Genomic DNA, 18810 nt, shown 5'->3' with positions numbered 1-18810 from the left:
TACGTTATTTGAGCTGTGCCCAGCATGAACCCATATCAACAGAAAAAACGTTGGAAATATTTACTTCTTGCATTTGCCGTGGTAATTGCAATTGGCTCATTGCTTTATACCCGTTACCTGGTAAAAAACATTGAACGTTCGGAACGTACCCGGGCCCAGGTTTGGGCCATAAGTATGCGCCAGATCCTTGCCTCAGATGATAATGACTTTTTAAACTATGTAATAGCCGTGCGCGATAGCCTTACCGTACCCGCCATTGTAACTGATGGAAAAGGCGAAATAGTTTTACAGCGTGGCTTAGACACTACAAAGACTTTTATTAAGCTGGAAGCCGAAAACAACAAGAGGAAAAAATACGATCCGGCTTACTTTAAAGAAGAGCTCGCCTATATGAAGGGTCAGCATCCTCCCATTAAGCTCCAGGTTTTGGGCGAAGAAAACTTTGTTTACTATAAAGATTCGCCGCTGCTTACACAATTACGTTTGTTCCCTTATATTCAGCTTACCGTAATTGCTATATTTTTACTGATGGCCTATACCGCCTTCAGTCTCGTCCCGAAAGTCGGAGCAGGACCAGGTTTGGGTTGGCTTAGCCAAAGAAACAGCCCACCAGCTGGGGACACCTATATCATCGCTAATTGCCTGGATTGAGCTGATGAAGGAGAAGTTTAATGCTGAAGACGATGTACTGATTGCCGAAATGGAAAACGATGTAAAGCGTCTTGAAATAGTGGCCGATCGCTTTTCAAAAATAGGCTCCAAATCTGTATTAGAAGAGCATGGTGTATATGCTGTAGTTAAAGATTTTGTTGATTATTTTAAAGTAAGGGTAAGTAAAAACATCAGTTTTGAACTTATCGGCAACCCTCACCTAAAGGCCGGTCTGAATGTTCCGCTGTTTGATTGGGTGATAGAAAACATATTAAAAAATGCCGTTAACGCTATCGAGGGCAAGGGCAGTATTAAGGTTGAAATCAGCGGCAATAAGGTAAAAAACCAGATTTTTATTGACATTACCGACACCGGTAAAGGCATCCCTCGTTCTAAATTTGATACTGTTTTTCAACCCGGTTATACCACCCGCAAGCGGGGATGGGGACTGGGCCTTTCGCTTACTAAACGTATAGTAGAAAACTATCACAACGGGCAAATCTTTGTAAAAGATTCGGAAGTAGGTAAGGGAACAACATTCAGGATAATATTAAAAAATACGCGCAATGATAACAAAACCAAAACCAGGTGATTATTCGCCATTTGCAGCGGGATATGTGGGCCTTGTTGGCGACAATGACGTAATTAGCATGCTTGAACAGCAAATGGATACCAGCTACCAGCTATTCAGTAATTTAACCGATGAGCAGGGACTGTATACCTATGCACCCGGTAAATGGACGGTTAAGCAGGCATTGGGCCATATGATAGATACCGAACGTACCTTTGCCTATCGTGCCCTCGTGTTTTCGCGCAATCATATCGAACTGCCGGGTTTTGACCAGGATATTTATGTTAACAATACCGATTTCAACAGTCAAAATATAAAAGACCTTGCCGAAGAGTTCCGTGCATTGCGCCAGGCAAGCCTTTATATGATTAAAGCATTCAGCGATGAGCAGCTAAATCGTAACGGTATTGCCAGCAACCATTTGTTTACCGTTGCCGCATTTGTATTTATGCTGGCCGGGCATGAGCGCCACCATTTAAATTTATTTAAAGAGCGGTACGGAATAGGATAAGATATTTATATCGCACATCGTAAGGCCGTTAAATATAAAGACTTACGAAGTTTTTAAACTTCGTAAGTCTGAGCTTCGCGATTTGAGAGGGTAGAAGAGAAGCCGTAGCTGTTTTCTTATTTTTCTTTGTGCAATTCTTCTTTATCCAGTACTTCTCTTTTTTCGATGCGGTATGATAAAAACAATCCTGCCCCTCCAAAAATAGCGATCAATGCTACGTATAAAAAGAAAACATCATCGTCAAAACTATTGAATATGCCACGGTTTAAAACGTAGGCCAAAAATAGCCCGATACCCGAACCAATAAGCAGTAAGCCCCATTTTAAGTTTTGGTAAGGAGCCGATTGCGGTTTATAACTCCTCGGATCCATGTTTCGTTCAATCATAGCTAATTTCTCCCGTTTGTTTAAGTAAACGATCCCGAAGATCATTGCGAATAAGCTGAGGGGTATTATAATTCCTGCTAATACGCCCAATTCACCTGCGCCCATAATATTTGTTTTTTTTAATTAAGTTAATATTGTTTTTTCTCTCTGTAAATACGCCATTGCGGTTTATTTGTAAGCTATGACCACATGTTTTTTAAACAGGTTACACCTTGATTAAAAAAATTATTGCTGCTCCCTTTAGAAGGGCGGAGGGCATTTATTAACTTTGCCTTAATGATAAGTGCGGCTACTCCTTTTAGCCTGCTGGGGCAGGATCTTTTATTATTACCACAAAAAGCTATTTACTGGCAGCAGCAAAGCGCCCTGATAATTGCCGATGTGCATTTGGGCAAAGTGGGCCATTTCCGTAAAGCCGGCATAGCAATACCAAGGGATATGGAGCAAAGCGACCTGGCTGTACTTTCCGATCTTATTTATGAACACAAGCCGGAAAAGTTAATTTTTTTGGGCGATCTGTTCCACAGCGATATGAATAACGATTGGGATTGGTTTATCCTTTGGCGCAGCCAGTTCCCCGCGTTACAGATCATCCTGGTCCGCGGCAATCATGATATCATTGCAGATAAGCATTATCATAACCTGAATATCGAGCTGCACGACGAACTGTTGATCAGCCCCTTCCTCATGATGCATCATCCGCTTGCCAACGACCAGGACGAAAAAGCAGGTTATGTTTTTTGCGGGCATATCCATCCGGGGGTAAACTTAAGCGGCCGGGCACGTCAAAGCATTACATTGCCTTGCTTTGCCTTTGGCAATAAACAGGGAATTTTACCATCCTTCGGAAAATTTACCGGGCGGGTGGCTATCCGTAGTCTTCAAAACGACAGGATCTTTGCTGTATTAAAGGATAAAGTAGTAGCTATCGCTTAATTATCGTGGCTGCACCAACCTTTATTACAACATATTAACTGTCATAGCTGTGTATTTATACCTTAATAGCCAGCCCATTGCTTTAGATTGATTCTAAATAGATTTTTGATCTTCAATAAGCCAAAACCTCTTCTATGTTTTGTTATTTAATAAATACTTTTGCCTAACAAATCCAATTCATAATGAGCGAATTCAAACAAACCTTAAACTCGTCGCTGGGCAAAAAGCTGATCATGGCTTTAACAGGCTTGTTTCTGTGTACCTTTTTAATTGTGCACGTAGGCGGCAACCTGCTGTTGTTTAACAACGATAACGGTTTCAGTTTTAACGTGTATGCCAACTTCCTTACGCATTTTCCGCCTATTGAAGTTATAGCATACCTGTTGTACCTTTCCATTTTAGTGCATGCACTATACGGCTTGATCCTAACTGTCAAAAACCGTAAAGCCCGTCCTGTACGTTATGCAGTAGCGGCAAAATCTGATGCCTCATGGTCATCAAAAAACATGGGCCTTTTAGGTTCAATCATGTTCCTTTTCATCGTTATCCACATGGGCGATTTCTGGTTCCGTTACCACAATGACAAAACCATGGGCTTTAAAGAGTACCGTACCGATCTGGCAACCGGCGAAACCAAAGTTAGCGATTACACCCCGGCCAATGCCGAATTCAGCCACTCGGTATCAACCGAAAACAATGTGGAAGTTGTAAGGGTAAAAGACCTGCACGCGCGTGTTGCTTACAGTTTCAGCAACATTATCTACGTTATATTTTACGTAATAGCCATGGGCGCTGTAGCATTTCACCTGTTACATGGTTTCCAGAGCGCGTTCCGTACGCTGGGCTGGGTACACCGTAAATATACACCGGTAGTTTACTTTATTGGTACATGGCTGTTTGCAGTTATTATTCCGCTGCTTTTTGCCGCCATGCCGGTTTATTATTACTATTTATCAACCCAGGGAGCTCACTAAGTTAGCTGGCCAAAAGCCACAAACATAAATACAAAGAAGAGATGACATTAGATGCTAAAATTCCTCAAGGCCCATTAGCCGAAAAATGGAGCAAGCATAAATTTGATCTGAAGCTGGTTAACCCCGCCAACAAGCGTAAATACGATATCATCATTGTAGGTACCGGTTTGGCAGGCGCTTCGGCAGCTGCCACTTTAGGCGAGCTGGGTTACAACGTTAAGGCATTTTGTTTCCAGGACAGCCCACGCCGTGCACACTCTATTGCTGCACAGGGTGGTATCAATGCCGCTAAAAATTATCAGAATGACGGTGACAGCGTTTTCCGTTTATTTTACGATACTATTAAAGGTGGCGACTACCGCGCCCGCGAAGCCAACGTTCATCGTTTGGCCGAAGTTTCGGTAAACATTATTGATCAGTGCGTTGCTCAAGGTGTACCTTTCGCCCGCGAATACGGCGGCTTGCTGGATAACCGTTCATTCGGAGGTTCGCAAGTGTCGCGTACATTTTACGCGAGGGGCCAGACAGGACAGCAGCTTTTATTGGGTGCTTACTCTGCCCTTAACCGCCAGATCCATGCCGGTAAAGTAAAAATGTATACCCGTCACGAAATGCTTGACGTGGTAACTATAGATGGCCATGCCAAAGGCATTGTTACCCGTAACATGCTTACCGGCGCTATCGATACACATGCCGGTCATGCGGTATTATTATGTACCGGTGGTTACAGCAACGTATTCTATCTGTCAACAAACGCAATCGGCTCAAATGTAACGGCAGCCTGGAGGGCACACAAACGTGGTGCTTTCTTCGGTAACCCTTGTTATACTCAAATTCACCCAACCTGTATCCCGGTAACCGGTGATCACCAGTCTAAGCTTACGTTGATGTCTGAATCACTGCGTAACGACGGTAGGGTATGGGCTCCTAAAACCGCTGAAATTGCTGAGCAGCTACGCAAAGGCACATTAAAAGCAGACCAGGTTAAAGAAGATGACCGCGATTACTTCCTTGAGCGTAAATATCCGGCTTTCGGTAACCTTGTTCCGCGCGACGTGGCCTCACGTAACGCTAAGGAAATGGTTGAAGAGGGCAAAGGTGTAGGCGGCTCTGGCTTCGCGGTATTTCTTGACTTTGCTGACGCGATTAAACGCCTGGGCGAAGAAACCGTTAAAGCCAAATACGGTAACCTGTTTGATATGTACTACCAGATCACCAACGAAAACCCGTATAAGCAACCAATGCGTATTTACCCTGCGGTTCACTATACAATGGGCGGCCTTTGGGTTGACTATAACCTGAGCACAACCGTGCCTGGTTTGTATGCTTTGGGCGAGTGCAACTTCTCCGATCACGGTGCTAACCGTCTTGGTGCATCTGCACTGATGCAGGGTTTATCTGATGGTTACTTTGTGATCCCTTATACACTTGGCGATTACCTGGCTAAGATCGGCCCTAAGAAGGTTGATACCAACCACCCGGCGTTTGAAAAAACCAAGCAGGACGTAATTGCCCACGTAAACAAATTGCTGTCATTAAAAGGAACTAAAACCACTAACGAATACCACCGCGAGCTTGGCCACATTATGTGGGAATATTGCGGTATGGCCCGTACCGAAGAAGGCCTGAAAAAAGCCAAAGGTTTGATCCAGGCATTGAAAGCCGATTTCTGGAAAAACGCTATCGTAACCGGCGAAAACGAAGAAGTAAACGCTTCGTTAGAGAGAGCTGGTCGCGTGGCCGATTTCATTGAACTGGGCGAGCTGATGATCGATGACGCTTTAATGCGTAAAGAATCATGCGGTGGCCACTTCAGGGTTGAATCACAAACACCAGATGGTGAAGCGCTTCGTGATGACGAAAACTTTGCATTTGTTGCAGCCTGGGAGTTTAAAGGGGAAAATCAGCCGGAAGAGTTACATAAAGAACAGCTGACATTTGAAGCAGTTCATTTATCACAACGTAATTACGCATAGTGAATGGTTGATTAGTGATAGGTTATTTAAGTTAAAACCACTCACCCAATCAACTACTCACTCAATCAACAAAAACAACGATAACTCAAATCTAAAACAAAGATGAGTAACGGAAATATGAACCTGACGCTTAAAGTATGGCGTCAAAAAAATGCTCAAACCGCGGGTAAATTCGTAAGCTACAAAGCCGAAAATATTTCGCCCGACATGTCGTTCCTTGAAATGCTCGACGTGGTTAACGAAAGCCTGACCCACAAAGGCGATGAGCCAATTAACTTTGACCACGACTGCCGCGAAGGTATTTGCGGTATGTGTTCATTATATATCAATGGTCACCCGCACGGGCCAAAACGCGGTATCACTACCTGCCAGCTGCACATGCGTACCTTCCACGATGGTGAAACTATCACCATTGAGCCATGGCGCGCTGAAGCATTCCCTATCGTAAAAGATTTAGCGGTTGACCGCTCTGCATTTGACAGGATCCAGCAAGCTGGTGGTTATGTTTCAGTGAACACCGGTGGTGTACCTGATGGTAATGCTATCCCAATCCCTAAAGTTATTGCTGATGAAGCTTTTAACTCGGCTACCTGTATTGGTTGCGGAGCCTGCGTTGCTGCCTGTAAAAATGCCTCGGCTATGTTGTTCGTATCGGCTAAGATCACTCAGTTGGGCTTGTTACCTCAAGGTCAGCCTGAGCGCTATCGCCGTGTACAATCAATGGTTGCCCAGATGGACGAAGAAGGTTTTGGCAGTTGTACCAACACCGGTGCCTGCGAAGCCGAGTGCCCTAAGGAAATTAAATTGACTAACATTGCCCGTATGAACAACGACTATTTTAGCGCGAAACTGTTCAGGGAAGAAGAAGTACATGAGCAAGGTCATTAATTGATCTTTCTGATAGGATATAGTAAACGGCCCGGCTTGTCCGGGCCGTTTTATGTTTTATTCAGTAGCTGTTAAAACGGGTTAAAATAAAGTAGGCAATAAAAACGCTTTTGCGTTTTTTGAGAATAAGCACGCAAATTTTTTTATCCGGCTTAAAACTAAGAAACTGTTTAAATATCGACGCATATCGTTTACAGGTAAATAAAACTTCATTGCCGTTGGTTTTAACCAACGGAATAAAGCATTCACAATAAGAGGGCTTCAGCCCAAATCCGCTTGCATAATTAGGCTAAAGCCAGGGGCTTTCGGCTCTTAATCCGTTGGTTAAAACCAACGGCAATTAATATTCTTCATTCTTAAACAGCTTCTTAGAACTCAAGACTTTCGGCTTATTCTTCTCCCACCAGCTTAAATACCATCCCATCCATATCTTCAGAGATCCTGATCTGGCAGGCCAGTCTGCTTGCAGGTGGAGCGTAGGGTAGCGTATCCAATACATCGAGCTCGGTATCCGTAGCAGTAAAATATTCCTCGGGCCCTTCTATCACCTGTACGTGACAGGTGGCACAAAGCGCCATACCACCGCAGGTGGCCAGTATATCGTACTCAGATGCCTTCAGTACTTCCATCAGGCTCAGGTTTATGCCTTCCGGAATTTCAACGGCCCTGCTGCCTCCGTCGCGGTCAATTATGGTTAAATTTATCATGGCTAAAAAGCGCTTACACCGTAAACGGTGGTGTATTTAAAACTCAGTTTTTGCTCGGGGTAAACATATTTGAAAGCACTTTGGGCCATTAACGCACTTTCATGAAAACCGCAGAGTATCAGCTTAAGCTTACCCGGGTAGGTATTGATATCGCCAATGGCATAAATGCGCTCAATATTGGTGCTATAATCAACTGTATTTACCGCGATGGCTGATCTGTCGATATTCAAACCCCAGTCGGCAATAGGGCCAAGCTTAGGGCTAAGGCCAAATAAAGGAATGAGGTGATCGGCTTCAACATGGCTTACCTGCTGGTCCCGGTCAAGCAGGGTAATCTCCTGCAGGCGGTCATCGCCGGTTAAGGCAACTACGTTTGACTTAAGGACCAGGTCGATCTTGCCTTCCCTGGCCAGTTCAAATACCTTTTCGGCGCTATCAGGTGCTCCGCGAAAAGTATCCCCCGATGGACCAGGGTAACCCGTTCGGCTACGTTGCTCAGAAAAACAGCCCAGTCCAGGGCAGAATCGCCGCCACCTGCAAGCACTACTTTTTTATCACGGAAATGTTCGGGATTCTTCACCATATAGGCTACACCTTTTCCCTCAAAATCCGTAAGTCGGTCAATTTCTGGTTTGCGGGGTTCAAAACAGCCAAGGCCGCCGGCAATTACTACTACCTGGCAATGAACGGTTGTACCGTCGTTGGTTATGATATTATAAGATCCGTCATCATTGCGTTGCAGGTTTTCTACCCGATCGCCCAAACTAAAGGTGGGGTGAAACGGGGCTATCTGCAGCATCAAATTATCCACCAGTTGCTGTGCGGTAACATCAGGATAACCGGGAATATCATAAATAGGTTTATGCGGATAGATTTCGGAAAGCTGGCCGCCAACCTGTGGCAGCACATCAATAAGGTGGCAGCGCATTTTTAGCAGCCCGGCTTCAAAAACAGCAAATAAACCAACAGGTCCCGCGCCTATAATGCAGATATCGGTAGTAATTTTTTCCATGTATGATCGCCTTTGATTCAGCAATCAAATTTGCCGCTAAACTAACTGGCAATCAAATGATATAAAGTAATATGAGATTACTTTAAGTTATAATTGGCAAGGCAAAAACGTTTAAATAACTCTATCAGCTTGCTGTGTTTGCCATGCAATTGTATGAACTGAAAAGTGCGGAAAATCTCTAATCCTTTAACATCAATAATGGTGAGCTCGTTGTATTTTAACTCGCTTACTACCGATTGGATGGAGAGAAATGTTGCTGTTTCTGAGTATAAAAGATATTGTTTTATGGCGATACTGCTCTCCAGTTGAATCTCGATGTTCAGGTCTTTAGGGTTGATTTGCACGGCGGCCAGGGCATTGAAGATAACATCCAGGGTGCCCGATCCGGCTTCCCTTAAAACCAACGGGATAGCGGGTAATTGTTTGGGAGTGATCTCGGTCTTTTTGGATAACTTATTGTTAGCACTGGTTACCAGTACAATTTCATCTTTAATAAAATCGGTATAGGATAATTGCGGCGAATGGGCAGCACCTTCTACAATGGCAATATCTATTTTTTCGGCCAGTACCAGCTGCGAGATCTGATCGGTATTGGCCTGGATAAAATTGAAAGTAACCTTGGGATATGTTTTTTAAACATAGCCAGCAGCTTGGGCAAAATGGTTTGCGCCACGGTGGTACTGGCCCCTATGTGCAGTGTACCGGCTTCCAGGTTGTTAAGCTGTGCCAGTTCAGTTTCCAGGTCGGTATAGGTTTGGAAAATCTTCTCGGCGTATTTTTCAAGGATCTTGCCGGCAGTGGTAAGGGAAATATTATTGCCGTTTCGTTTAAACAACTGTACGCTGAGTTGTTGCTCCAGTTCTTTGATATGTTTGGTGACCGCCGGCTGGGTGATAAATAACTCGGATGCAGCTTTGGTAAAGCTTAACCGTTGTGCAACCGTATAAAAAACCTTCAGCCTGAAATCAAATATCATTGAGCCAATTTAGGAATAAATACTTTTTATTCAGCATGTCACTACGAGCGAAGCGTGGCAACCGCATACCATACAGTGCAAATATGCATTGGCTGCGAGATTGCCATGCTTCGCTTACAACAATGCGATAAATTTATGTCAATGTATCTATTTAATTCGTAGCCAATTGTGGGCTGGCATCCTTGCGTTTCAGGATCAAAGCTGCTATCAGCGCAATCACCAGGCCAACGGGCAGTATCTCCATATAAGTAAGCACAATTACGCCGAAGGGGCTTTTGTACATATTAACATAACCGGCCATGCTTGCTTCCTGTTGCTTAAGTTCGGTAGCCGTAGCACCATTGGCTTTGGCTTCCCTTAAAATATGGGCGACGTATTTGGTCATAAAATCGGGGTAAAAGTTATAGAACTCTATTAACCACACAATCACATAAACTGTTGAGGTGATCAATACAATGTAAAGACCGATCATAAAAGCTTTGCCGAAACTAATTATGCCTTCGTTGTATTTGTCACGGTAATTTTTGATGGCTACAAATATCAGCGAAAACGCCAGCAACATGGAGCCATAGCCCACCCACATGTTGCCCTGAAAGTTGGGGTTGTTATAGCAAAGGGCTCCCGAAATTCCCCCGGTAGCAGCAATGATCAGGCCGGAGATTGATCCAAAAACAAATACATTCTTTTTCATATCGTTTATATTTTGATAGAGCAAATTTGGCTTGTCAGAAACTTTTCGGGCTCATACTTTAGGGTGATTTTGGAAAATATGCTGCCATTAGTACTAAAGTATGAAGCGGGTTAAGGAATAATGCTGAGCCGCTTCCCCATTTCCACGGCCTGGGTGCGGCGTTTAACCTCCATTTTTTCAAACACCTTTGCCGAATGTGTTTTGATGGTATTCAACGATACAAATAAACGCTCTGAAATTTCCTGGTTACTTAATCCTTCGGCCATTAATTGCAAAACATCAAGCTCGCGTTTGCTGAGGCCAAGCTTTTCCACCTCTGTCTGGTTAATGATAAATTTAGGTCCGTTATTTACATAAACCTGTTTTTCTACAACAACCGTTTTGGGTTTGGTAAGTTTAAGTGCCAGCCAAATTCCTAATACGGTAAAAAATACTGCTATGGCACCCATGTAAATTTCATAGGCATTATCAACAATGATCAGTTTAAGCTCAAGCCATTTCAGCAAAAACAACAGCAGTGCAAGTGCTACCGCGTACAGTATGGTATGTTTGTTTTTTGCCAATAAATTTGAAGCCATGTTATGATCACCGATTGATCTTAAAATTAGGATTATTTAAGATAAAGCAGAAAGGCACACAAAACAAAAAAAGCGGAAAACATCCCGCTCTTAAATTTATAATTTGTCAAGTTAATACCTTAACCCTGAAAGCCCTGGCTTCGTTTATTCATCAGCTTTAGCCGCGTCTTTCCTGGCTTTTTTATCGGCTTTTAATTTTGCATAGGCTTTTTGTTGTTCGGGGGTGAAAATCTTGTTTAAGCCGGTGGCAGTGCGTTGTTTAATCTTTTGATCGGCCAGGTGACTGGTTTTTTTATCCTGTTTCAGTTTTTTCAGGCTATCGATACTTGTTGCCTGGGCAAGCAGGATAACATTGACTTTTTTGCCTGGTCGGCAGTAAGTTTTAAGTTTTTTTGCAGGTGCTCGGTTTTGTTGGCCGCTTTTTGAGCAGGCGTTTTTTCAATCTTTTTTTGTGCGTTGGCTGCGTAGTTTAGTCCGCAGGCAAGGGCCAGTAGCATCAATAGTTTTTTCATATTTTTTATTTTTTGCAGATAATTAATTTATTGACAATATAGATGAGTTTTGGTTTAAATGGATATGTGTATAAGTTTCTTTGACAATTAAATTAAACCAAAGGGTTCTTTTATGGTCGTACTAATGCAAAAGTTAAATTTTTAATTTAATAACCCGGATACTATGAAAAAGGCTGTTAAGTACTGGTGTGGCTTTGTTATGTTGTTGTGTTTGTTTACCGTATTTACTGCCTTTTTGCCGGGCTATCCTAATGCAAGTTTAAAATTTCCATATAAGCAGGCGGGTTTAACACCCGAACAGGCCGCGGCTCATTTACTGAGCCGTTTTACTTATGGGGCAACCCCGGGCGAAGTAGAAGAAGTATCCAAAATCGGCCCCGAAAAGTGGTTCGCCCAACAGTTGGATGCCCAACTCCCGGATGATTCCCTTAATCAACTCTTAAATAAATACGATGCCTTAAAACTGAGCAATACAGAAGTTGTTGCCCAATACCCCAAAGGCGCGCAGGTTTTGCGAATGGCTATAAGGGATGGGGTAGTTAACAAAGATTCGGTAAAAACAGATCGCAAAGCTTATCGCGATCAGTTGCAAAACTACATGCAGCAAAACGGATTAAAGCCCGAGCAGGAGCTGTTACGCCAGTTCATCAACCAGAAAATATTAAGAGCGGCTTACAGCAATAATCAATTACAGGAAGTAATGACCAGTTTCTGGTTCAATCATTTCAATGTATCTATAGTAAAAAACGACTGTTCGCAATATATCCCCGCTTATGAGCGCGATGTGATCCGCGCTAATGCCCTTGGCAAATTTAATGATTTGTTATTGGCCTCTGCCAAATCGCCGGCCATGCTATATTACCTGGATAATTTTAGCAGCTCGGGGAATAAGGACAATATGGAGCAAAGTAACAGGCCGATCCGCCGCCGGCTGATGCAGCAAATGCAGGGTACGGATACAGGTCGTTTTGCCAATATGCCCAAAATAAACAAAACAAAAAAAGCACAGGGGCTTAATGAAAATTACGCCCGCGAGGTAATGGAACTGCATACCCTTGGCGTTGACGGCGGCTATACCCAGCAGGATGTTACCCAGGCGGCTAAAGTACTTACCGGCTGGTCGGTTTATCCAATGGGCACTTACGGACAAGCAGGCCAAAAACTCATGAACCGTATTGGGGATGAAAAACTGCAAAGCCGTGGTTTTGTACATGAGGGCGATTTTCTGTTTAACCCGAACAAACATGATAGCGGCGAAAAGACGGTATTAGGCCATCATTTTGCTGCCGGAGGCGGGTACGAGGAGGGTGTGCAACTGCTTAATATGCTGGCACATCAACAAGCTACGGCAAGGTTTATATCAAAGAAAATAGCTGTGCGCTTTGTGAGCGATAACCCGCCGCAAAGCCTTATTGATAAAATGGCCCGTACCTTTATGAATAAGGATGGTGATATTAAACAGGTACTGATCACCATGGTTAATGCGCCTGAATTTTGGAGCGCGGCAGCCGTAAGGGAAAAAACTAAATCACCTTTTGAGCTGGCCATAGGCTCGGTACGTTCATTGCATGCCGATATTACCCAGCCTTACCAGTTGTTTAACTGGATCAATAAAATGGGCGAAAAGATGTACTATTACCAGGCCCCGACCGGCTTCCCCGATAAAGGCCAATACTGGATCAATACCGGCGCGCTGCTTAACCGTATGAATTTTGGTTTGGCACTGGCATCGGGCCGGATCCCCGGCGTAAAGGTTGATCTTGCAGCACTCAATAACCATCACGAACCCGAAAGCGCACAGGCCGCACTTATCACCTATAGTAAAATCATTATGCCGGGCCGTAAGCTTGATGAAACCATCAAACGGCTTACACCTATGCTTAACGATCCCAAACTTATGGAAAAGGTTGGCGAAGCCAGCGCCAAAACTCCTGCAACAACCGCGGTACCAGTGGCTGCTAGTGATGAGATGATGGATCAGCAGGCGGGTTTAAAAGGTAAACGAAAAAATAATTTTATAGCGATGCAAAGTGCCTCCGGCAATAATTCTATGCTGGCGCAGGTGGTTGGCGTTATCATTGGTTCACCCGAATATCAGAGGCGTTAATTGCAGGAGGATTTAAAAATGGTATCAAGAAGAGGCTTTTTAAAATCGGGCGGACTGGCCCTTTTAGGTGTAGGGTTACTGGGCGGTATACCCGGTTTTTTAGCCGAGGCAGCCGCGAGCGAAAAAATCTTATCGCCCTATAAAAAGAAAAAACGCTGGTATGTATCTTTCAGCGGGGAGCTATGGATGGCCTGATGGCCGTTACTCCGTTTACTGATGATTATTTGAAAGCTGCCAGGCCAAACCTGTTCATGTCGGCTGCCAAAAGTGGTACAAATAATCCGCTGATAGACCTGGACGGGCGTTTTGGTTTGCACCCTGCCATGAAGGCCTTTGAACCCATGTTTCGCGAAAAACGTTTGGGCATTGTTCACGGCATAGGCTCGCCTAATAATACCCGCTCGCATTTTGATGCGCAGGATTATATGGAATCGGGCACTCCATTCAATAAAGGGACCTCAAGCGGCTGGCTTAACCGGGCTGTAGGTTTGCTTGGGCATGATGCGCTTACACCATTTACGGCCGTGAGCATGACATCGGCCATGCCACGTTCTTTTTATGGCGACAATCCCTCGGTGGCCATCAGCAATTTGCAGGATTTTGCGATTCAAATGCGGGGCAATCCTGCCGGAGCCAATATCGCGGCCAAAAGTTTTGAAGATCTGTATGATCAAACCGCATCCGGCTTACTGAAGCAAACCGGAAAGGAAAGTTTTGAAGCTATGAAGATGCTGCAGAAAACTGATATTAAAAATTATACGCCTGCCAATGGCGCTGTTTACCCCAGCTCGGCATTGGGCAATTCGCTGAAACAAATAGCCCAACTCATTAAAATGGATGTGGGGCTGGAAGTTGCCTTTGCCGAATCGAACGGTTGGGATACCCACTTTAACCAGGGAACCGAAAACGGCATCTTCGCCCGGAATGTGGCCGACCTAAGCAACAGCATAATGGCCCTGTGGACCGACCTGGGCACCTACCAGGACGATGTTACCATAATGACCATGACCGAGTTTGGCCGTACCGTACATCAAAACGGGACTGGTGGTACCGATCATGGTCGCGCTTCATGTAACTTTATTTTAGGTAATGATGTAAGCGGCGGTTTAGTGTATGGCGATGTAAAGCCGCTCGCCGTTGAAAACCTTGAAGATGGCCGCGACCTTACCGTAACTACCGACTTTAGAAGTGTGTTCAGCTCAGTAGCTGATAAGCATCTTGCGATAAATAATGATCATATACTGTTTCCCGACTGGAAAGGGGATAGGGTGAATGTAATGAAGGGATAAAAGCATACTGCCGCGGTTTTTGCGATAGCATAACCCGTGATTGAATATCCCTGAAGTTTCTAACTTCAGCTCATTCACTGGCTGAAGTTGGGCGATAACGTAAATCGGCCTAAAACCGGGCAAGCACTTTGCCTGCGAAAGCAACAATTTTTAGTCATTAAAAATGGTGGCGCTGTTTTGTCAGTACTTTTTTTCCAAAACCTTCCAGGTTTATTTTTGCTCAAAAAATATCAAAAAATCAGTAGCATAAAAGCCTTCGAAAAAGCACTGTTGAAACATTAACTTTATATTCTCTAAAGTTTTAATAATTGATTATCAATTATTTGGATATGTTTCACTAAAATCGTTAAAGCGTTTATTATCAGAACAGATGACGTTTTAATGTGTTTCGTGTTTCACTCTTAAAATTTGGAACATGATGTTGTTTCAGAAAAAAAGGCCTGGGTGTTTTTCCAATTTTTTATGGGGAATTAAAATTTGGGGACACCACATTTGTTACAATCAATTCGCATGCAACACATCTACCGCTTTGATACATATCGACTAAAAACTGAATCAATTTTGATAACAGCTGTTTGCAGTTTGTATCTAAATTTGTTTAAATCGATATACCTATGAAAAAATTTGCCTGGCTGTTATGCTTCCTGTTACCTGGCCTCGTGGTTTCGGCCCAACAAATTAAAGGGAGCTATGCTATTAAAAATGAGCAAACCGGGATGCTGTTACGGGTTAAAGACGCACATTCAGAAAATGGTACCCCACTGGTTGCTTACTATCCCGAAAACTGGAAATGCATGACCTGGAATTTTAAACATGTTGCAGGGAATACCTATCAGCTTCAGAATTTGCTTACCAATAAAACATTCCAGCCTAAGGGCGATGCTGATGTAAACGTAGCTTTAGAGGAACAACCGCTTAACACGAACAGCGCCAATCAGCAATATGAGTTTGAGGCGATAGATCATGATACTTTCATGATTAAACTGAAAGGGACAGACTTATACATTACGCCATCTGATAAAAAGGGGGCAGTTAACTCACAGATAGTTTTAGCTAAAAAGACAAATACAAAAGACCAGTATTGGGATATTTACGAACAATCGCCTACCATGTGATTCACTATCTGAAGATGCTGTGCTAACCGGTAATATTATAACCAGGCCCTGAAATAGGATTCTGCAACTGTACCCGGCTGCAAAGGGCGTTAATCGGCCGTAAATATAAGATTCAGCGAAACCGCTATCTCGTCGGTAACAACTGTGTTTTTTACGGCCGAAAAGAAATCCCATGCTTCCCGCTTAGGCTGCATATCGATTTTCCACTTGATACGGTCAATTGTGGTATTTGCCTTAGCGCTGATGATCTCGTTCTTTTTAATGATAGTTGCCATAAATTCAATGGGATTGCTGATCCCTTTTATGGTAAGGATGCCGGTCACGTTAAAGTTGGTTGACTGGCCAGCGCGTGTAATTTCTTTAACAACCATAGTTGCTTCCGGGTACCGGCCTACTGCAAAAAAGCCCTCTTTTTTCAACTCTTCATCTACCTTTTTATTCCCGGCCGCATCGGCATGATCGGTACTGTGCATGGTATTCATATTCAGGCTAAAGGCGCCGTTTGTTGGTTCGCCGGCAGCCGTATACCCCAGGCTGCCCGATTTAAAAAGCAGATAGCCGTAATGGCCACCCATAGTTTTGCGGGCATCCCATAAAACTTTACTTTTTTAATATCTAAATGGTAGGTTTGCTGTGCAGAGGCTGGGATCAAGGCCATGGACAGCCACAGGATAATTGCGTATTTTCTTAACATAGTATAAGTGATTTATTTGGTAAACCTACTCAGCTTCAGTGCGTTTGTTATTGCCGATATTGTAAATAAAATTGTAAACTTTGTAAATTAAATCTCCGGGAATATGGCCGGTTCCAAACTACCAATGAATAAGACAACCAAACGCTTGCTGGGGCTTGGTTCCCTGCTGCTCATGACCCTTTTATGTGTTGCTTTCAGTTTTACCGGTAAGGATGACTTTGATATGGCCCGGCAGGAAATTCTGCTCCGGAAAATTGGGCATGAGGTGTTGTTATATTCGGGTGATAGTACATCGCGTGTGATGCCGGTACAAAAGATTGCCGAAAATGAGTACCAGTTACGGTTTGAGAATGAATTTTCTTTTCAGCCCGATTCGCTTGTGAAAGCAATTAGCAGTGCCCTGGCAAAGGACAACCTGGCTAACGACTATATTGTGAATGTTTTAAATTGTGGAGGGAACAGTGTGATATTTGGCTATGCTATATTCAAAAATAAAAAGGACAACATAATGCCCTGCTCGGGGCGGAAACAACCTAAAAGCTGCTATGTGATCAACCTCAAATTTAAAAGCCAGGGATTGAGTATGCCCTCAAAAGGCTATCTAATTGGCGGGATACCTTTATTGGCATTTATCGGGTTTGTAATTTCAATGTCGGGTAAAAGCCGGAAAAATACAGTTGTAAACAGCTCTGCCCCGGATAATAGTTTTAAAATAGGTAATATTATATTTAACCCGGCCAGGCGGCAGCTGCACAGCGCCGGAATGATTACCGAGCTCACCTTAAAAGAAAATAAACTGCTGCTCATCTTTGCCCGGTCGCCAAATGAGATCATTGAAAGGAGCAGGCTTCAAAAAGAGATTTGGGAAGACGAGGGCGTAATTGTTGGCCGGAGCCTTGACATGTTCATATCAAAACTGCGAAAAAAACTGGAGCATGATCCGGCCATTAAACTGGTGAATATACACGGCAAGGGATATAAGCTGGAAATCAACGGATAATTACTTTTGTAACTATAAGCTTCGCTGCATATCTATATAGATAATCCAACTGTCTACATACTATAACGTGGTTTTTATAAATGATTTTTAGCGATAATAAACGTTGTTAAGCTTTCCGTCAAAAAAATAGCCGATTTATCGCATCAAGGTAAATTTCGATACGATTTTGAAAGGCTCTTCCTTAATTCACTATTTTTGAATGCCGGCCAGCTTTATTTGCGGATATAATATATATCTAAAGAAAAACCTAAAGGCATTACTTTGATAATCATTTGCGAAAAATGCCCTGAATCTTCAGCGCTTTATTAATCACCATAATTGAAAAACAAAATGAGTAAAATTACAGTAAAAGACGGAACCGAAATTTATTACAAGGACTGGGGAACCGGGCAACCATTAGTTTTCCATCACGGCTGGCCTTTATCTGCCGATGACTGGGATGCTCAGATGTTCTTTTTCCTTGAACAAGGTTATAGGGTGATAGCCCATGATCGCCGCGGTCATGGACGTTCAAGCCAAACCGCAACAGGTAATGAAATGGATACCTATGCAGCTGACGTTGCCGAGCTTGTTGAGGCGCTTGACCTGAAGGGTGCAATCCACATCGGTCACTCTACAGGTGGTGGAGAGGTTATTCGTTACGCTGCAAAATATGGAAAAGGACGTATCGCCAAAGCTGTGCTGATTAGCGCGGTTCCTCCGGTTATGGTTCAAAGCGAAAGCAATCCTGATGGTGTTCCGATTGCAGTATTTGACGAGATCCGCGAAAGCACTGCAACCCAAAGAAACCAATTTTACCAGGACCTGACTATTCCGTTTTATGGCTATAATCGTGAAGGTGCTAAAATTTCACAAGGCATCAGGGACAACTGGTGGCGCCAGGGTATGATGGGCGGTATAAAAGCACATTACGACTGTGTTAAAGCTTTTTCGGAAACAGATTTTACAGAAGACCTTAAAAGTGTAGATATTCCTGTACTTGTTTTACACGGGGAAGATGACCAGATAGTTCCGTTTGCAAACTCGGCACTAAAATCTATAAAGCATCTGAAAAATGGTAAATTGATCTCCTATCCAGGTTTCCCGCATGGTATGCCTACTACCGAGGCTGCAACCATCAATAAAGATCTTTTAGCTTTTATTAAAGAATAATATTTTTATTAATTACTATTACACAAGGTCGCCTCTTTTGAGACGGCCTTTTTGTTTGTATTGACATGCTAATGATCTATCACT

20 protein-coding genes and 2 pseudogenes are annotated in these 18810 nt (G+C 43.4%); 13 read left to right on the top strand and 9 right to left on the bottom strand.

Annotated features, from left to right (window positions below):
- Window positions 1-24 precede the first annotated feature (24 nt).
- Both ACRQ5D_RS05620 and ACRQ5D_RS05615 read left to right on the top strand, forming a co-directional pair.
- Window positions 25-1243: pseudogene (locus tag ACRQ5D_RS05620) on the top strand (sensor histidine kinase).
- Window positions 1218-1733 (top strand): DinB family protein, encoded by a 516-nt coding sequence (locus ACRQ5D_RS05615; protein WP_091167586.1) that lies wholly within the window; start codon window positions 1218-1220, stop codon window positions 1731-1733. Before ACRQ5D_RS05620 ends, ACRQ5D_RS05615 begins: the two are co-directional and overlap by 26 nt.
- 116 nt (window positions 1734-1849) lie before the next feature.
- Here the strand turns inward: ACRQ5D_RS05615 and ACRQ5D_RS05610 are convergent, their stop codons facing one another.
- Window positions 1850-2224 (bottom strand): DUF6249 domain-containing protein, encoded by a 375-nt coding sequence (locus ACRQ5D_RS05610; RefSeq protein WP_091167589.1) that lies wholly within the window; start codon window positions 2222-2224, stop codon window positions 1850-1852.
- A gap of 171 nt (window positions 2225-2395) precedes the next feature.
- Between ACRQ5D_RS05610 and pdeM the strand changes: the two genes are divergently transcribed.
- From pdeM to ACRQ5D_RS05590, 4 genes are all read left to right on the top strand, one after another.
- Window positions 2396-3055: a ligase-associated DNA damage response endonuclease PdeM gene (gene pdeM, locus ACRQ5D_RS05605; RefSeq protein ID WP_091167673.1), complete on the top strand. Its 660-nt coding sequence runs from the start codon at window positions 2396-2398 to the stop codon at window positions 3053-3055.
- A gap of 182 nt (window positions 3056-3237) precedes the next feature.
- Window positions 3238-4029: a succinate dehydrogenase cytochrome b subunit gene (locus ACRQ5D_RS05600; RefSeq protein ID WP_091167592.1), complete on the top strand. Its 792-nt coding sequence runs from the start codon at window positions 3238-3240 to the stop codon at window positions 4027-4029.
- Between the two features lie 41 nt (window positions 4030-4070).
- Window positions 4071-6005: a fumarate reductase/succinate dehydrogenase flavoprotein subunit gene (locus tag ACRQ5D_RS05595; RefSeq protein ID WP_091167595.1), complete on the top strand. Its 1935-nt coding sequence runs from the start codon at window positions 4071-4073 to the stop codon at window positions 6003-6005.
- A gap of 102 nt (window positions 6006-6107) precedes the next feature.
- Window positions 6108-6893, top strand: a complete 786-nt coding sequence (locus ACRQ5D_RS05590) for a succinate dehydrogenase/fumarate reductase iron-sulfur subunit (RefSeq protein ID WP_091167597.1) — start codon at window positions 6108-6110, stop codon at window positions 6891-6893.
- 389 nt (window positions 6894-7282) lie between these two features.
- On the opposite strand, the gene ACRQ5D_RS05585 is transcribed toward ACRQ5D_RS05590, so the two are convergent.
- The 7 genes and pseudogenes from ACRQ5D_RS05585 to ACRQ5D_RS05555 all read right to left on the bottom strand — a co-directional run bounded on the left by ACRQ5D_RS05585 (window position 7283) and on the right by ACRQ5D_RS05555 (window position 11369).
- On the bottom strand, window positions 7283-7600 hold the full coding sequence (locus ACRQ5D_RS05585) for a 2Fe-2S iron-sulfur cluster-binding protein (protein ID WP_091167599.1): 318 nt from the start codon (window positions 7598-7600) through the stop codon (window positions 7283-7285).
- 2 nt (window positions 7601-7602) lie between these two features.
- Window positions 7603-8612: pseudogene (locus ACRQ5D_RS05580) on the bottom strand (NAD(P)/FAD-dependent oxidoreductase).
- 77 nt (window positions 8613-8689) lie between these two features.
- Window positions 8690-9184: a LysR substrate-binding domain-containing protein gene (locus ACRQ5D_RS05575; protein ID WP_432329717.1), complete on the bottom strand. Its 495-nt coding sequence runs from the start codon at window positions 9182-9184 to the stop codon at window positions 8690-8692.
- Window positions 9163-9588: a LysR family transcriptional regulator gene (locus ACRQ5D_RS05570; RefSeq protein WP_432328529.1), complete on the bottom strand. Its 426-nt coding sequence runs from the start codon at window positions 9586-9588 to the stop codon at window positions 9163-9165. The genes ACRQ5D_RS05575 and ACRQ5D_RS05570 overlap by 22 nt, the downstream gene beginning before the upstream one ends.
- Before the next feature lie 151 nt (window positions 9589-9739).
- Entirely contained in the window at window positions 9740-10279 is a 540-nt protein-coding gene (locus tag ACRQ5D_RS05565) for a DUF4199 domain-containing protein (protein ID WP_091167603.1), read from the bottom strand.
- A gap of 110 nt (window positions 10280-10389) precedes the next feature.
- Complete coding sequence (locus ACRQ5D_RS05560) at window positions 10390-10857, bottom strand: response regulator transcription factor (RefSeq protein WP_091167606.1); 468 nt, start codon at window positions 10855-10857, stop codon at window positions 10390-10392.
- Window positions 10858-11168: 311 nt separating this feature from the next.
- Window positions 11169-11369, bottom strand: a complete 201-nt coding sequence (locus tag ACRQ5D_RS05555; protein WP_431199203.1) for a hypothetical protein — start codon at window positions 11367-11369, stop codon at window positions 11169-11171.
- 163 nt (window positions 11370-11532) lie between these two features.
- Between ACRQ5D_RS05555 and ACRQ5D_RS05550 the strand changes: the two genes are divergently transcribed.
- The 5 genes from ACRQ5D_RS05550 (at window position 11533) to ACRQ5D_RS05530 (ending at window position 15880) form a co-directional block, all read left to right on the top strand.
- Window positions 11533-13476: a DUF1800 domain-containing protein gene (locus tag ACRQ5D_RS05550; RefSeq protein WP_091167612.1), complete on the top strand. Its 1944-nt coding sequence runs from the start codon at window positions 11533-11535 to the stop codon at window positions 13474-13476.
- A gap of 18 nt (window positions 13477-13494) precedes the next feature.
- Window positions 13495-13671 (top strand): hypothetical protein, encoded by a 177-nt coding sequence (locus ACRQ5D_RS05545; RefSeq protein WP_431199202.1) that lies wholly within the window; start codon window positions 13495-13497, stop codon window positions 13669-13671.
- Window positions 13659-14765, top strand: a complete 1107-nt coding sequence (locus tag ACRQ5D_RS05540) for a DUF1501 domain-containing protein (RefSeq protein ID WP_432328528.1) — start codon at window positions 13659-13661, stop codon at window positions 14763-14765. The genes ACRQ5D_RS05545 and ACRQ5D_RS05540 overlap by 13 nt, the downstream gene beginning before the upstream one ends.
- An 87-nt stretch (window positions 14766-14852) precedes the next feature.
- On the top strand, window positions 14853-15047 hold the full coding sequence (locus tag ACRQ5D_RS05535) for a hypothetical protein (RefSeq protein WP_091167617.1): 195 nt from the start codon (window positions 14853-14855) through the stop codon (window positions 15045-15047).
- Between the two features lie 332 nt (window positions 15048-15379).
- Window positions 15380-15880 (top strand): RICIN domain-containing protein, encoded by a 501-nt coding sequence (locus tag ACRQ5D_RS05530; protein ID WP_091167619.1) that lies wholly within the window; start codon window positions 15380-15382, stop codon window positions 15878-15880.
- A gap of 89 nt (window positions 15881-15969) precedes the next feature.
- Here the strand turns inward: ACRQ5D_RS05530 and ACRQ5D_RS05525 are convergent, their stop codons facing one another.
- The gene (locus ACRQ5D_RS05525; RefSeq protein WP_432328527.1) at window positions 15970-16455 is read right to left on the bottom strand and encodes a YceI family protein; all 486 of its coding nucleotides are present in this window, start codon (window positions 16453-16455) and stop codon (window positions 15970-15972) included.
- Between the two features lie 243 nt (window positions 16456-16698).
- Here ACRQ5D_RS05525 and ACRQ5D_RS05520 point away from each other — a divergent pair, with 243 nt between their 5' ends.
- Both ACRQ5D_RS05520 and ACRQ5D_RS05515 read left to right on the top strand, forming a co-directional pair.
- On the top strand, window positions 16699-17574 hold the full coding sequence (locus ACRQ5D_RS05520; RefSeq protein ID WP_256337411.1) for a winged helix-turn-helix domain-containing protein: 876 nt from the start codon (window positions 16699-16701) through the stop codon (window positions 17572-17574).
- 330 nt (window positions 17575-17904) lie between these two features.
- On the top strand, window positions 17905-18726 hold the full coding sequence (locus ACRQ5D_RS05515; RefSeq protein ID WP_091167627.1) for an alpha/beta fold hydrolase: 822 nt from the start codon (window positions 17905-17907) through the stop codon (window positions 18724-18726).
- The last annotated feature ends 84 nt before the right edge of the window (window positions 18727-18810 follow it).

It is taken from the genome of Mucilaginibacter sp. P25 (assembly GCF_050859465.1).
In the GTDB taxonomy this organism is placed as follows: Bacteria; Bacteroidota; Bacteroidia; order Sphingobacteriales; family Sphingobacteriaceae; genus Mucilaginibacter; species Mucilaginibacter gossypii.
The sequence above is the reverse complement of the archived record's forward strand: the minus strand, read 5'-3'. Positions and strand labels throughout refer to the sequence as shown.

Coding starts and splice junctions, on each gene's coding strand:
- ACRQ5D_RS05550 (WP_091167612.1), top strand. CDS start 11,533: ATGAAAAAGGCTGTTAAGTACTGGTGTGGCTTTGTTATGTTGTTGTGT.
- ACRQ5D_RS05540 (WP_432328528.1), top strand. CDS start 13,659: ATGGATGGCCTGATGGCCGTTACTCCGTTTACTGATGATTATTTGAAA.
- ACRQ5D_RS05570 (WP_432328529.1), bottom strand. CDS start 9,588: ATGATATTTGATTTCAGGCTGAAGGTTTTTTATACGGTTGCACAACGG.
- ACRQ5D_RS05555 (WP_431199203.1), bottom strand. CDS start 11,369: ATGAAAAAACTATTGATGCTACTGGCCCTTGCCTGCGGACTAAACTAC.
- ACRQ5D_RS05520 (WP_256337411.1), top strand. CDS start 16,699: ATGAATAAGACAACCAAACGCTTGCTGGGGCTTGGTTCCCTGCTGCTC.
- ACRQ5D_RS05610 (WP_091167589.1), bottom strand. CDS start 2,224: ATGGGCGCAGGTGAATTGGGCGTATTAGCAGGAATTATAATACCCCTC.
- ACRQ5D_RS05595 (WP_091167595.1), top strand. CDS start 4,071: ATGACATTAGATGCTAAAATTCCTCAAGGCCCATTAGCCGAAAAATGG.
- ACRQ5D_RS05615 (WP_091167586.1), top strand. CDS start 1,218: ATGATAACAAAACCAAAACCAGGTGATTATTCGCCATTTGCAGCGGGA.
- ACRQ5D_RS05560 (WP_091167606.1), bottom strand. CDS start 10,857: ATGGCTTCAAATTTATTGGCAAAAAACAAACATACCATACTGTACGCG.
- ACRQ5D_RS05585 (WP_091167599.1), bottom strand. CDS start 7,600: ATGATAAATTTAACCATAATTGACCGCGACGGAGGCAGCAGGGCCGTT.
- ACRQ5D_RS05530 (WP_091167619.1), top strand. CDS start 15,380: ATGAAAAAATTTGCCTGGCTGTTATGCTTCCTGTTACCTGGCCTCGTG.
- ACRQ5D_RS05600 (WP_091167592.1), top strand. CDS start 3,238: ATGAGCGAATTCAAACAAACCTTAAACTCGTCGCTGGGCAAAAAGCTG.
- ACRQ5D_RS05545 (WP_431199202.1), top strand. CDS start 13,495: ATGGTATCAAGAAGAGGCTTTTTAAAATCGGGCGGACTGGCCCTTTTA.
- ACRQ5D_RS05590 (WP_091167597.1), top strand. CDS start 6,108: ATGAGTAACGGAAATATGAACCTGACGCTTAAAGTATGGCGTCAAAAA.
- ACRQ5D_RS05515 (WP_091167627.1), top strand. CDS start 17,905: ATGAGTAAAATTACAGTAAAAGACGGAACCGAAATTTATTACAAGGAC.
- ACRQ5D_RS05525 (WP_432328527.1), bottom strand. CDS start 16,455: ATGGGTGGCCATTACGGCTATCTGCTTTTTAAATCGGGCAGCCTGGGG.
- pdeM (WP_091167673.1), top strand. CDS start 2,396: ATGATAAGTGCGGCTACTCCTTTTAGCCTGCTGGGGCAGGATCTTTTA.
- ACRQ5D_RS05565 (WP_091167603.1), bottom strand. CDS start 10,279: ATGAAAAAGAATGTATTTGTTTTTGGATCAATCTCCGGCCTGATCATT.